At 64.1% G+C, this 12,360-nt stretch carries 11 protein-coding genes and 1 pseudogene; 3 read left to right on the top strand and 9 right to left on the bottom strand.

Annotation, left to right across the window (positions count from 1 at the left end; genetic code table 11):
• Positions 1 to 107 precede the first annotated feature (107 nt).
• From H512_RS23645 to H512_RS0111460, 3 genes and pseudogenes are all read left to right on the top strand, one after another.
• Positions 108 to 815 carry a helix-turn-helix domain-containing protein gene (locus H512_RS23645; protein WP_156899464.1) on the top strand — a complete coding sequence of 236 codons (708 nt, stop codon included), beginning with the start codon at positions 108 to 110 and terminating at the stop codon, positions 813 to 815.
• Positions 816 to 1,699: 884 nt separating this feature from the next.
• Entirely contained in the window at positions 1,700 to 2,416 is a 717-nt protein-coding gene (locus H512_RS0111465; protein WP_245585396.1) for a hypothetical protein, read from the top strand.
• Positions 2,417 to 2,460: 44 nt separating this feature from the next.
• Positions 2,461 to 3,381 (top strand): annotated as a pseudogene (locus H512_RS0111460) (linear amide C-N hydrolase); the annotation flags it as partial.
• A gap of 370 nt (positions 3,382 to 3,751) precedes the next feature.
• On the opposite strand, the gene H512_RS0111455 reads toward H512_RS0111460, so the two are convergent.
• The 9 genes from H512_RS0111455 to H512_RS0111415 form a co-directional block, all read right to left on the bottom strand.
• A complete protein-coding gene (locus H512_RS0111455) occupies positions 3,752 to 4,414 on the bottom strand; it encodes a DUF1638 domain-containing protein (protein WP_026783574.1) in 663 nt (220 codons plus the stop codon).
• Between the two features lie 12 nt (positions 4,415 to 4,426).
• On the bottom strand, positions 4,427 to 6,067 hold the full coding sequence (locus tag H512_RS0111450) for an ASKHA domain-containing protein (RefSeq protein ID WP_084798434.1): 1,641 nt from the start codon (positions 6,065 to 6,067) through the stop codon (positions 4,427 to 4,429).
• Positions 6,068 to 6,190: 123 nt separating this feature from the next.
• On the bottom strand, positions 6,191 to 6,892 hold the full coding sequence (gene deoC, locus H512_RS0111445) for a deoxyribose-phosphate aldolase (RefSeq protein ID WP_026783572.1): 702 nt from the start codon (positions 6,890 to 6,892) through the stop codon (positions 6,191 to 6,193).
• Positions 6,893 to 7,020: 128 nt separating this feature from the next.
• Positions 7,021 to 7,902 (bottom strand): helix-turn-helix transcriptional regulator, encoded by an 882-nt coding sequence (locus H512_RS0111440; protein ID WP_084798433.1) that lies wholly within the window; start codon positions 7,900 to 7,902, stop codon positions 7,021 to 7,023.
• Between the two features lie 76 nt (positions 7,903 to 7,978).
• Positions 7,979 to 8,626, bottom strand: a complete 648-nt coding sequence (locus tag H512_RS0111435) for a corrinoid protein (RefSeq protein ID WP_026783570.1) — start codon at positions 8,624 to 8,626, stop codon at positions 7,979 to 7,981.
• A gap of 32 nt (positions 8,627 to 8,658) precedes the next feature.
• A complete protein-coding gene (locus tag H512_RS0111430; protein ID WP_169507151.1) occupies positions 8,659 to 9,666 on the bottom strand; it encodes a uroporphyrinogen decarboxylase family protein in 1,008 nt (335 codons plus the stop codon).
• Between the two features lie 111 nt (positions 9,667 to 9,777).
• Positions 9,778 to 10,935 (bottom strand): uroporphyrinogen decarboxylase family protein, encoded by a 1,158-nt coding sequence (locus H512_RS0111425; RefSeq protein WP_026783568.1) that lies wholly within the window; start codon positions 10,933 to 10,935, stop codon positions 9,778 to 9,780.
• The gene (rbsD, locus tag H512_RS0111420; protein ID WP_026783567.1) at positions 10,935 to 11,408 is read right to left on the bottom strand and encodes a D-ribose pyranase; all 474 of its coding nucleotides are present in this window, start codon (positions 11,406 to 11,408) and stop codon (positions 10,935 to 10,937) included. Before rbsD ends, H512_RS0111425 begins: the two co-directional genes overlap by 1 nt.
• Complete coding sequence (locus H512_RS0111415) at positions 11,405 to 12,349, bottom strand: ribokinase (protein WP_026783566.1); 945 nt, start codon at positions 12,347 to 12,349, stop codon at positions 11,405 to 11,407. Before H512_RS0111415 ends, rbsD begins: the two co-directional genes overlap by 4 nt.
• Between the last annotated feature and the right edge of the window lie 11 nt (positions 12,350 to 12,360).

Below are 12,360 nucleotides of genomic sequence, written 5' to 3'. Positions count from 1 at the left end.
CGCACCGAACGTTGATATGGAACAATAATGAACGTGACATAAGTCACAAGTCGGAGAGATGGCGATCAATCTTTAGGATAAGCACATAGAGGATGGATATTTCGCCCATGGCCTTGACTCCCGAGGAACTGCCGATTCTGCGCGGCCTGTCCGACGACCATCGTCGCGAGATCATGGAAACCACGCTGCTCCACGTGGTTCCGGCCGGCAGCCTGTTGTTCGAGCAGGGCGATCTGCCGAATTTCCAGATCGTCGTCATGTCGGGTTCGGTGCAGCTTTTCGGTCGCTCGACCAAAGGGCGCGAAGTGCTGGTGGAGGTGGTGTCACCGCCCGACCTGATCATCCCCGCTGCCGTCGTCACCGGCGCACCCTACCTGATGCGGGGCAAGGTGCCCGAGCCGTCGACCTTCCTGCTCATCCCGGCTCGCACCTTCCGCGAGCTGGTGACCTCCGACCTCACGCTGGCCAACGCACTGATCGGCAGCCTGGCGACCCAGTTCCGACGCATGGTGAGGCAGATCAAGAACCTCAAGCTGCGCTCGGCGGTCCAGCGGGTCGGCTGCTACCTGCTGATGCTGTCGGAGCGGCAGGGCACGCCCGACCGGGCCGTGCTGCCCTACGAGAAGAACCTCATCGCCTCGGAACTCGGCATCACGCGCGAATCCTTCTCACGCGTCCTTTCCGGCCTCGAGGCGCACGGCATCCGGATCGACGGCCAGACCATCTGGATCGACGACGCCGAGCGGCTGGCCAAGGAGTGCGTTCCCGACCCGCTGATCGACGATCACGAACTCGGACCGGGCATGCCGGACTGAGGGCATTGAACTCGATCCCGGCCGGCGGTCAGCTCCCGGCCGGCTTCGATCAGCACGCCGTTGCCGTGTCTTGGCGCCGTCATCCTTCGAGCCGCGGCGCGTCGAGGGGCGGCATGCAGGCCATCCATTCGTCTCGCCCCCCTCGGTCAAACCTGGGCCACGGATGGAATCACTCGCCGCGCCGGGCGCGGCATCGGGCACAGCCGCGATTCCGTTCTCTACCGACTACACCTTCCAATTGATCTAGCAAGGAAACACACCAAAGACTATCGGTACTCCGTCCTCAAGGCGGCGGAGCGGGCAACCATAATTCTTCAGTTTCCCGGCCTCATAATTTCTGGTTGATAGAATTCGTGTGACAAACATAAAGTAGCGATCAAGACAGTTTATTTGGTGGCATGCCCCACCCCTCATGATCTTTTGTGCTCCCTCGATAATCTTCATGCTACGCCGCCTCTCGACTCAAAGAATTACGTCTATATTCTATATGTAACACAAAGTTTACGACAGATAATAAGAACGTTAAAAACGGGACTTGCCGATTGTTATTGTCTTGGTCTAGACCTATCTCGAAGATTAGATTTTGAGATCCCCTCAAAGCACGTTGTTCGCAACGTTGAAATAGCCAAATTTACGTAGCTCCAGAGAGGCGCGACATGCCACTGCGATCTGGCAGAAAGTCCCGAGATCTGACCTGCTGCGTAGGTCGTCCCCGTCACCGTTCTCAGGCACGGGCGGTTTCCGCTGCGCCAAACGGGCTTCTGGCGCCCTGGTATGCCGCTGTCGTCGCGCTATACCTTTGCGGCGCACATTCCGCTTATGGCGCGGACGTCTCCCTCGGCCCTCCGGAGGAGCCTGTTCCGGCGCCCCCCCCAAGATGGGCGTTGCAGATCACGCCCTATGTATGGACCACCGGTATCGACGGAAATATTTCGCCGTTTCGGCACGGCCCGTCGATCGGCATCGAGAAGACATTCTCCGATGTAATGAAAGACCTGAGATTCGGCGGTTTCATGAACGTCTGGGGACGCTATGACCGCTTCGTTGTCTCGGGCGACCTCATGTACGTCAATCTGGCCGACAGCCACAGTACCGGACCGTTGCCGGCACTAACCATCCCCGGCGTCGGCGTGATCCCGGCAGGCGGCGACATCGACTTCAAGCTGGACACGACACTGCTCACCTCGACATTGATGGGTGGCTACCGGGTCTTCGATACGCCGCAGTTTACCTTGGACGCTCTCGGAGGCGCACGCATCTGGAGTGTCTCGAACACTGCGAAGATCCACGGGAGCCTTGGCGGCCTGCAAGGGTCCGTCCACTACAAGGAAACCCTCGCATGGGTCGATCCGGTGGTCGGCCTGCGCGCCTTCGTGCCGGTGACGGAGAACCTGTCCTTGCAGGGAGAGGCCGACATCGGCGGCTTCGGCGCCGGTTCCAATTTCACATGGTCGGCTCTGGCGACCGTCAACTACGTCTTCAGCGATCACCTTTCCGCTTCCGCGGGCTACAAGGCGCTCGGCGTCGATTACGAGGGCAATGGCCATGTCTTCGACGCGCGCTTCCACGGCCCTGTTCTCGGCGTGACCTATCGATTTTGATCGACAAAGGTCTCGCGCAGTCTTGTCATGGATAGGAGTTCAACATGTCCCAACTTGTATATCTGCTTGCCACGCTGGCTGCCGCCTCGGTGCTGTTCACCGTCGAGGCTCAGGCCTGCACGCGGGTCGTCTATCATGGACCCGAGGGACGGAACCTGACCGGTCGCAACATGGACTTCAAGGATCCGATGGTCAGCAACTTCTGGGTCTTTCCGCGCGGGATGAAGCGCGACGGCGCCGCCGGCGCTCGCTCGATGGAATGGACCTCGAAATATGGCAGCCTGGCCGTTTCGGGCTACGACATTTCCACCGTCGACGGCATCAACGAAGCCGGGCTCAATGCCAGCCTGCTGTGGCTGAACGGCACGACGTTCCCGAAGGATGACGGGAAGACGCCGCGCATGTCGCTGGCGATCTGGGCGCAGTTCTTCCTCGACCAGTTCGCAACGGTTTCGGAAGCGGTCGAATACGCGGGCAGCCATCCGGTGCAGGTGGTGAGCGGCGAGGTACCCGGCCGTCCCGGCACCCTGGCGCCGCTGCACATGACGCTGTCCGATTCGTCCGGCGACAGCGCTGTTCTCGAATGGATCGACGGCGCGTTGAAGATCCATCACGACCGTTCGTATCAGGCGGTGACGAACGACCCGCCCTATGACGAGCAGCTCATCAACCTGAAATACTGGCAGGCGGTCAGCTTCGTCAACTTCCTGCCCGGCACCAGCCGCCCCGAAGACCGCTTCGTGCGCGCCAGCTCCTATATCAACGCGGTGACCCAGAGCGATGATCCCCGGATCGCCGCCGCCGCGGTGTTCAGCGTGATCCGCAACGCGTCCGCCCCCTATGGCGTGAGCATTCCCGGCACGCCGAACCTGTCCACCACCCGCTGGCGCGTGGTGGCGGATCAGAAGAGCATGGTCTTCTACGGCGAGTCCGCAACGTCGCCCAACATCTTCTGGGTGGATGTGAAGAAGCTCGACTTCACCGAAGGCGGCGAGGTCCGCAAGCTGGAACTCGGGACGGACATGGCCCGTATCCTCGCCGGCGAGGTGTCGAAAGAGTTCGTCCCCGAAAAGCCGTTCGACTTCCTGAAGGTCGAGTAAGAAAAGCCGGTTTGCCGCGTTCCACCCCCTGCGCCCCTGAAGCGCTGTGAACGTAGCGAACTGCCGCATGGCCGAGAGCAGGCGCAATATCCGCCAAGCCCGGCCATGCGGCAGGATCCGGCTCGCGGCATTTGGAATCATGCCGATATCGGCATGGGGAATCCCCGCAATAGGGCACTGCCCAGGGAGCCGGGGATACCTCCGAGCGGGCGGCATCCTTCCCGCGCCTTGCCGGTTAGCTCGACATCATCATCTCGAGCGTGATCAGCTCCCCCGGCGAAACCATCAGGACGTCGCCGCTCCAGTTGCCTTCCGCCATCTGCTTCAGAAGCGCGAGGCTGCCTTCCATCTCGACATACTCCAGGCCAAAATTTGCCGCGTGAGCGCGAGCATAAAGACGGTCGCTTTCCATCGGCTCGACGCCGGGCATGGTGATGTAGACGAGCTTTCGGTAGTGACCGAGCAACTCCTGCATCACCGCCGTCGCCCGTTCCCGGCCAAAGCGCTTTTCGAGGCGTGGATAGTCATCGAATACCGAACCGGTGCCGTCGCCGATGTAGCCGCGGGTCAGGTAGTAGCTGCCCGGATCGCTGTCGAGCAGGTGTCGGCGGGCTTGGCGTGAGCCAAGAAACGCGGTGATGCAATCATCGGCGCGCAACAGGACCAGCCGCGATTGCCGGGCCGCGAGGCCGACGGTGGCCTGCGCACAGAGCCCATAGCCGAGATAGATCGGATCGTAATGGCCATCGGCCGCATCGATGGCCGCCTGCAGTGCCACGTGCAGGCGGCGAGGACGATTGTGAAGGCTGATCTCCAGGCTCTCGAACGACCAGTCCGCCGGCATCAGCGACCGGAGTTCGTTCAGCATGACCTGGCAGGCAATGACCTTGGGCGTCATGGCGGTCGTCCGTCACATCAGGCAGTTCGAGGCGAAGACGGTATCGAAATCCGGCTGCGAGGCGAGTTCGACATAGCGGATCTCCGTCGCAAGCCGGGCCGCGCGCGTCCGCGCACCGTTGCAGGCGACGAGCCGGCATGCGCCGGTGCCGGCGACGTTGCCGATTTGCACGACATTCCGGCGGGGCACATCGGGCAGAAGACCGATGGCGATGGCATCGTCGATGTCGATGAAGCTTCCAAAGGCACCGGCGACAAGAACGCGGTCGAGGTCCTGGCTGGCAAGCCCGGCATCGCTCAGCAGGACATCGAGACCGGTGCGGATGGCTCCCTTGGCGAGCTGGATGGCGCGAATGTCGTTCTGCGTGAAGACGAGAGGCGCGGCCGTCCCGCCACAATCCTCGCTCAGGACGAATTCGCGTCTGCCGTAGCGCTCGCGGACGCGCAGCCCTGCGATGTCGAGCCGGCCGCGCGCATTGATGACACGGGATCGGCGGAGTGCCGCCACCAGCGACAGGGCGCCGGAGCCACAGACGCCAACCGGCTGTCCGCCGCCGACGGTTGACAGGTGAAGCTCGTCGTCGATGCTGACGTGCTCGATCGCCCCCGGTGCCGCCCGCATGCCGCAGGAAAGGCCGGCCCCCTCGAAGGCGGGGCCGGAGGCGCAGGATACGCTGGTCAGCTTGCCGCCGGCGCTGAGCGATATTTCCGTGTTGGTCCCGATGTCGAGCAACGCCCAGGTTCCGGCGGGCGGCGCGGCAAGGACATCGATCAGGGCGGCGACGTGGTCGCCGCCGACAAAGCCGGCGATGCTGGGGGCACAATAGATCTGCGTGCCCGGTGCGACGGCGAGACCGAAATCGGCGGCTGGCCGCTCGACCGCCGCCTTGGTTGCCGGCGTGAACGGCACTTTTGCCAGGCCCTCGACGGGCAGTCCCAAGAGCAGATGCTGCATGACGGTATTGCCGGCTACGGCAATCTCGCCAATTCGCAGCGGTTGGCCGTCAGTCAGCTCATCCGCGAGCGCCGCGATGCCGCCCAGCGCGGCGGCCTGCAGTTGCCGGCGCTGCTCGACGCCGGCCAGGGCGTGGCTGAGGCGGCCGATGATGTCGCCGCCGAAAGCCGTCTGCGGATTGAGGCGTGAACCGCTGCGCAACACCTCTCCCGAGGTCATGTCGACAACCGCCGCAGCCAGGTTGGTGGTGCCGAGGTCGACGGCAAGGCCGAGCGGGGCCGGACCGGCGACCGGTCCGACAAAGGTCGCGCCGCGTCGCCAGCACCGGTCCTCGGCCGGCGCCAGCACCGCCCGCTCGATGGGTACGAAGTCCAGCGCCGCGTGCTTGACGTGCAAGGACTGGCCGACGAGGCCCCGCTCGGGAACGTGAACGATGCAGTCACCGGCCGGAAATGCCTTGCAGGCTCGCCGCCATCCAGCCGCAGTCTCTTCAGCGGTAAATCCTTGCTCCTGCGAAGGCGCGGCGGGCAGCAGCGGTCCCTCCACGCGGACGGCGCAGGATCGGCAAATCCCGCGTCCGCCACACGCCGATTCGAGAGCCAGACCGGCGCGACGTGCGATGGTCAGAATCGACTGCCCCTCATCGGAGCTTGCCACAAGTCCGGACGGTCGGAATGAGATGGCGTGATGCTCGGACATGGTTCCGTCGGCGTTTGCAGCGGCGCCTGGATGGCCGTTTCGGCCGCGAGAAACTCCGGGCAAAGCAAGACGGAATGCTTCGCCCGGATTTTCCGAAAGCCCGGCTTGGCGCTTGGGCAGGCCTCAATAGGCGTTGGGATTGCCGACCACGCCATCGACGATGGCCGGACCGGAGCTTGTGCCCACCAGTTCGGCGCCCGCCTCGAACAGCGCCTGCATTTTCTCGCGCGTGTTGACCTTGCCCGAAACCTTGACGCGACACGGCAGTTCGACGTTGGCCTTGAGGATCTTGACGTGCTCGACGATCGCCTCGCAGCCGCCCTTGCCCCAGCCGCTCGACTGCTTCACCCAGTCGATCCCGGCTTCGCTCGAGTAGCGACCGGCCTTGGCCTGCAGCTCGGGCGTGGTGATGTAGCCGAATTCCAGCATCGACTTGATGACCATGCCTTCCTCATGGGCGACGTGGGCCATCTGGCGCAGTTCCTCGAAATACGCCTTCTCCTCGCCGCCGAGCAGCAGGCCGGGATTGGGCGGAAAGTCCAGTTCGTCGGCGCCTTCCTTGGCCAGGAGGCGCAGCACGGCGATCTTCATCCCCAGGGTGTCGTTGGCGGTCGGAAAGTTGACCGTCGAGGCGATCTTGATGCCGGTGCCGGCCAGCACGTCCTTGGCGAACGAGACGAAGCAAGGCGCGATCATGGCGGCCTGGAAACCGTAGGCGACGCAGGTCTTGAGATGCGCGGCCATGCCGTCGCGCGTCAGGTCGGAGCTGACGTTCGTGTACTGGATTGCCTTGGCAACGGCTTTCTTGTCGGTGAAATCGATCATGGAACGAACCTCCTGTCTTGGCCTTCGAGGGAAACTCTAGTGGGGTTTCCGATGGCGGTGGATGGCAGGCTCTCTCAAAAACATGGATAGGATTCTCATTCGCTCCGTATCCCCGGCCCGGCCTTCAATCAGCGTTCCAGGGCGCGAAACTGGCGGGGCGAGACGCCGACGTTCTTTCGGAAGTCGCGCGAGAAATGCAGAGGGTCGTCGTAGCCGACGGCAAGGGCGACAGCACTGACGGTCTCGTCGGTCTCGACCAACAGCCGCTTGGCCTGCGCCAGACGATAGCCGCGCAACCAGTTGTTCGGTGTCTGGCCAAACCCGTATTTGAACAATCGGAACAGATGGGACTTGCTGACCCGGCAGGTCTCGGCGAAGCGGTCGGCCGTCCAGGTCTCGGTGTAGTGCGAACGCACTTCGCGCATCAGGCGGGCGAGGCCACGGTGGCTGGCCTCGACGGGGTCGAGCAGGTGGGAGCTTCGGCTCTCGGTCAGCCTTTCCACCAGCGTGGCGGCGATCCGTTCGGTGGCCGCGGCGGCCAGCATCGAATGAGCGCTGATCTGACGCAGGGCATCACGCATCAGCTCCTGGATGGCGGCGGCGTCGGTGAAGGCGAAGATCGGATCGGCCTCGACGGCGAGCACCGTCTCGAGACGGTTGAGATTGGCTCCGTCCATGCGCAGCCACAGGATCTCCCAAGGCGTTATCGGGTCGGCAAAATGGGCATGCGGTCGCTGAACCGGTATCCAGGCGAGCCGACCCGGCTCGACGCGATGGACCGCGCCGCCGACCCGGACATAGCCGACGCCATCCAGGCAGAAGATGAACTCGTGACCGGGGGCCTGCTCGCGTTCGATGCGGTAGTCGGCGCTCGCGGCGATGTGCCCCGCCCGCAGCAGGCGGTAGTTGAAAGGGCTCGACCAGCTGTCGAGGCCGCTATAATGCGACTCGAAGACGCGCATGGGGCGCGAGGACGGGCCGGCACCGGCCGGGGGCGGGGTGACGTTCATCCATCCTCCTCGCGGCTGGAAACCCGGTCGTCGGAGGCGCACCAGAACTGGAACGGGCGCCTCCGACGGGGAGATCTCAGGCCGCCTTCGCCTCGGCGCACAGGCGCTTGGCTATGGTCGCCGCGACGGACGCGTTCTCGCCATAGGCGTCCGCGCCGACCTCCCGGGCATATTCCTCCGTCACGGGCGCGCCGCCAACCATGATCTTGATGCCATCGCGGACACCGGCCGCCACCATCGCGTCGATGGTGGTCTTGATGGCCGGCATGGTGACGGTGAGCAGCGCCGACATGCCGACGATCTGCGGCTTCTTGTCGCGGATCGCTTCGATGAAAGTCTCCGGCGGCACGTCGATGCCAAGATCGATCACCTCGAAGCCGGCTCCCTCCATCATCGATACCACGAGGTTCTTGCCGATATCGTGCAGATCCCCCTTGACGGTGCCGATGACGATCCGGCCGGTGGGTTCGACGCCCGAGGCGGCAAGGATCGGCCGAAGCAACTCGAGTCCCGCCTTCATGGCGCGGCCTGCCAGAAGCAGCTCCGGCACGAAATACTCCTCGATCTCGAACAGCCGGCCCACTTCTGCCATGGCCGGCACCATGGTGTCCGAGATCAGGGCCGACGGATCCTCGCCGGCCTCGATCGCTTCCCTGGTCAATCTGGCGGAGGTCTTGTCGTCGCCATCGACGATGGCATCATAGAGCTTGGACCAGTCTTGCATGGATAATTCTCTTTCTTTGCAATCGGGCTGCGCTAGACCGCGACCGCCTCCATGATGGCGTCGAGCTTGTCTCTGATGGTGCATTCGCAGCCCGGCACGTGCAGCACGTCGCATTCGGTGCCCAGGATGAACGGATGACCGATCTCGCGCATGCGGGCGATCAGCTCGCGCGAGCTGTCGGACACCTGGCTGCGCGTGAACAGCGTCGGCGAATAGAACTTCTTGCTTGGCAGGTTGCCGTAGAGAATGGTGGTCTTGGGCACCAGGGCCGCGTCCTGCCAGAGCACGCGCGAACTGCCGAGGCTCAGAACGGCCGGATCGAGAGAGGCGAAGGCCTCCACCATCTCGTCGATCAGCTCGCCGCAGCAGTGGAAGAACAGTTCGACGCCGTTCTCCTTCAGCAGCGCGGCGATCTTGCGGTTGGGCGCCATGGCGAAGCGCTCGAAGATATCCGAACCGCGCCGGATCAGCTTGGGCGAGAAGAATACCTTGTTGGACGCGGGCTCGGCGACGACGATCATCCTGGCGCCCGCCTTGATCTGGCGGTCGACGATCTCCAGAACCAGCCGGGTCGACAGATCGAGAGCCGCCTCCATCAGGGCCACTTCCGCGTTGTCGGCGGCGCTGTTGCCCATGCCGGCCAGCGTGACGGGCATGATCGGGTCGGCCAGAAGCTTGGTCATCAGCGAGAACGGGCCGATGCACATGCCGAGCGGCACGAGGTCGGAGGAGCGCGCCACGTGAGCGATCGCCTCGATGTTGGCTTCGCACTCCGGCGTCAGCGGTCCCTTCAGGCCCGCTTCGAAACGGGCAAGCAACTCGGGGGACGGCGGGGCCGTGAAGTGGAATTCGCCGGCGCCGCCGTCGAGACCCATCAGGACCAGCAGGGCGTCCTTCTCGAGTGTCAGATTCATCTGCGGCAGGGCAAGCGGCGTGCGATAGCGTCGCGCCGCTTCGATCATGACGTCACCGAGCCGCCGGCCGTCGACGCGGATCGCTTCCGGATCGGGGTGCTCGTTGAGGACGATATCGGTTCCCATCGGCATCTTCAGGCCGCGGTTTGCCAGGTCTATGTAAAAGCTGCGATTCATGGTGGCAGGTCTTTCCGTAGCGGTGGCCGGTCCGGAGCCGGGTCCGGACCGGCCGCGGCCTCAACGAAGCGCGGTCTCGTAGAGCGCCAGGACGTTGGCGAGCGGGGTGTCGGACTGGATGTGATGCGAACTTGCCAGCACGTAGCCGCCGCTGGCGCCCAGGATTCCGACGAGGTCCCTGACGGCGGTGCGGATATCGTCGGGGCTGCCCTTGGGCAGGAGGCCGACGATGTCGACGCCACCATGGAAGGCCAGCCGTTCGCCGAAGTCCCTTTTGAGCCCGTCCGCCTCCATGCCGGTAACGCCCGGCTGAATCGGATTGAGCACATCGACGCCCATCTCGATCAGGTCGGGGATCAGCGGCCTGACGGCGCCGTCGGTGTGATACATCACCTTCTTGCCGTAGCTTCTGGCCACTTCGATCAACCGGGCATGCAGCGGCCGGATATGGGTGCGCCACATCTTCTTCGACATCAGCAAGCTGACGTTGGCCGCAAGGTCGTCGTAGAAGTAGACCATGTCGACGGCGTCGCCGACGGCATCGAGCGCCCGCTTGGTGACCTCGATGGTGATGTCGGTGATGCGCTCCATCATGTAGACGGGGATCTCCGGCTCACCGGCGAGTTCCATCAGGAACTTCTCCATGCCGCGCATCTGCCAGGCCAGCTCAAAGACCGTGCCCATGCGGAAGCGGATGTGCCTGGCGCCGTCGCGGTTCAACTCGTCGACGACTGATCTGGCCGAGCTGAAGTCCCACCAGTCGGGGTCGGGCCAGGTGTGGGCCTGTATCTCGGCGAGCGTACCGGCTGCGGAAAGGGTGGCGATATTCTCCTCGTAGACGCCGGAGGCGTTGGCGACCTCGCGGAAACCTCGTCCGAAGATGTCGGTCGCGAACCCCTCGGTCTTCCAGCGCCACATGCGGGCCGGCGTCGATCGGCTCTGGACGTTCCACACCTCGGGGCGTCCCTTGGGGCCGAAGGCGCTGGCCGGCGGCGAGCAGAACTGATCGAAGGAGATGACGCGACAATCGACGTCGAGCTTGCCGAGCACCGCCTCCCAGGCCGGATCGAAGAACTGATCATCCCCCGGTCTCACCGGCTCGATGCCGAAATGCTCGACCAGCTGGTGCCAGATTTCCGGCACGGCCAGAAAGTCGACGGGTGTGCGGTCCGGCTGCCGGTGGGCAAGGGCGGTTTCAACGCGCTGTCTCGAAGACATTATTTTGGTTCCCTGTAATTCACGCGGTCTTCGTAGTAGCTGGGAGCGACAGCGCCGGGCTTCTCGAACCAGACGGGGGCGTCGATGCCGGATTGCAGGATGACGTTGCCCCAAGGCTCGAACGCTCCGGTGCGGATCACGTACTTCAGCTTCCGGCGCATCTCGCCGATCAGCTTCTCGTGGGGAACGGTGGTCACCGGGCAGCGGACGGACAGGGCGCTGACCTTGGCGAACAGTTGCGGATTGAAGCTTTTCTGCTCTTCGGCGACGTAGCAGGCCTCGTAGATGAAATCGCTCATAATGAGATCGAGGATGTCGACGATGCCCGGCACGTCCTGCTCGAGTGCCAGGTCGACGCGCTTCGCAGTGTCGTCGATGGGGAACCCGGCATCGGAAATGACGATCAGGTCGCCGTGTCCGAGGTCGGCGATCGCCGCGTTGAGGTAGCTGTTGAGGATTCTGCTCTTCTTCATTTGATGCTCCTGGAAACCTGGGCGAGCCGGGCCTCGACGCCGGCGCGATGAGGAATGCCTTCGACGACGCCCTCGACTTCGACCGACATGCTGGCGGCCATGTTGGCGAAGGAAACCGCGGCGATGAGGTCCCTGCCCTCGCCGAGCGCGACGGCGAGAGCGCCGCTGAAGGTGTCGCCCGAACCGGTGGAGTCGATGCACCTGGCGGGATAGGTCGGCACGGCCTCATCGAGATCGGCCGAGCGAACGTGGGCGCCCTTCTCGCCAAGGGTGACGACGACGGTGGTGCCGAAGCGCTCGAACAGGCGCGCGGCCAGTTCGGAGCCGTCGAGGACGCTGTCCTGCGGCAGACCCAGCAGCGCGGCCGCCTCCGTTTCGTTGGGCGTCAGGTAGGTGGCCTTGGCGAGCGTGGCGGCCGGCAGGTCGCGATACGGCGCCGGGTTGAGGATGACCGGTACGTGGCTTTCAGCGGCGAGGTCGATCGCCCGCATCACGGCATCCAGATTGCACTCGAGCTGCACCAGCAGCAGGTCGCTCGCGGCAATGGTGTCCTGCATGGCGTCGATGTCGGCCAGCGACAGGGCATCGTTGGCGCCGAGATCGATGACGATTTCATTGCTGCCGCGGTCGGAGACCATGACGAGGCCGACACCGGTGGAGTGACCGGGCTTGCGCATCACGAAATCGATGCCGATGCCCTCGTCCTTCAGCATGGCGACGGCCTGATCGCCGAAGGTATCGACGCCGACGGCCGTGCCGAAGTCGGCCGCGCCGCCCAGCCGCGCCACGGCGATAGCCTGGTTGGAGCCCTTGCCGCCGTGCAGCATGTGGAAGTTCCGGCCCGGCACCGTTTCGCCCTCGGTGGGAAAACGCGCGCAGGAGATCGTCATGCCGACCGCATAGCTGCCGACAATGGTGATACGGGCTTTTACGCCGTCCATGTCCTTGATCC

It is taken from the genome of Pleomorphomonas koreensis DSM 23070, from assembly GCF_000425185.1.
Classification (GTDB): domain Bacteria; phylum Pseudomonadota; class Alphaproteobacteria; order Rhizobiales; family Pleomorphomonadaceae; genus Pleomorphomonas; species Pleomorphomonas koreensis.
The sequence above is the reverse complement of the archived record's forward strand: the minus strand, read 5'-3'. Positions and strand labels throughout refer to the sequence as shown.

Bases quoted from the DNA above. Each gene is read 5' to 3' on its own strand.
- H512_RS0111455 (WP_026783574.1), bottom strand. From the start codon at position 4,414: ATGACGCCCAAGGTCATTGCCTGCCAGGTCATGCTGAACGAACTCCGG.
- H512_RS0111425 (WP_026783568.1), bottom strand. From the start codon at position 10,935: ATGTCTTCGAGACAGCGCGTTGAAACCGCCCTTGCCCACCGGCAGCCG.
- H512_RS0111430 (WP_169507151.1), bottom strand. From the start codon at position 9,666: ATGGGAACCGATATCGTCCTCAACGAGCACCCCGATCCGGAAGCGATC.
- rbsD (WP_026783567.1), bottom strand. From the start codon at position 11,408: ATGAAGAAGAGCAGAATCCTCAACAGCTACCTCAACGCGGCGATCGCC.
- H512_RS0111450 (WP_084798434.1), bottom strand. From the start codon at position 6,067: ATGTCCGAGCATCACGCCATCTCATTCCGACCGTCCGGACTTGTGGCA.
- deoC (WP_026783572.1), bottom strand. From the start codon at position 6,892: ATGATCGATTTCACCGACAAGAAAGCCGTTGCCAAGGCAATCCAGTAC.
- H512_RS0111440 (WP_084798433.1), bottom strand. From the start codon at position 7,902: ATGAACGTCACCCCGCCCCCGGCCGGTGCCGGCCCGTCCTCGCGCCCC.
- H512_RS23645 (WP_156899464.1), top strand. From the start codon at position 108: ATGGCCTTGACTCCCGAGGAACTGCCGATTCTGCGCGGCCTGTCCGAC.
- H512_RS0111435 (WP_026783570.1), bottom strand. From the start codon at position 8,626: ATGCAAGACTGGTCCAAGCTCTATGATGCCATCGTCGATGGCGACGAC.
- H512_RS0111415 (WP_026783566.1), bottom strand. From the start codon at position 12,349: ATGGACGGCGTAAAAGCCCGTATCACCATTGTCGGCAGCTATGCGGTC.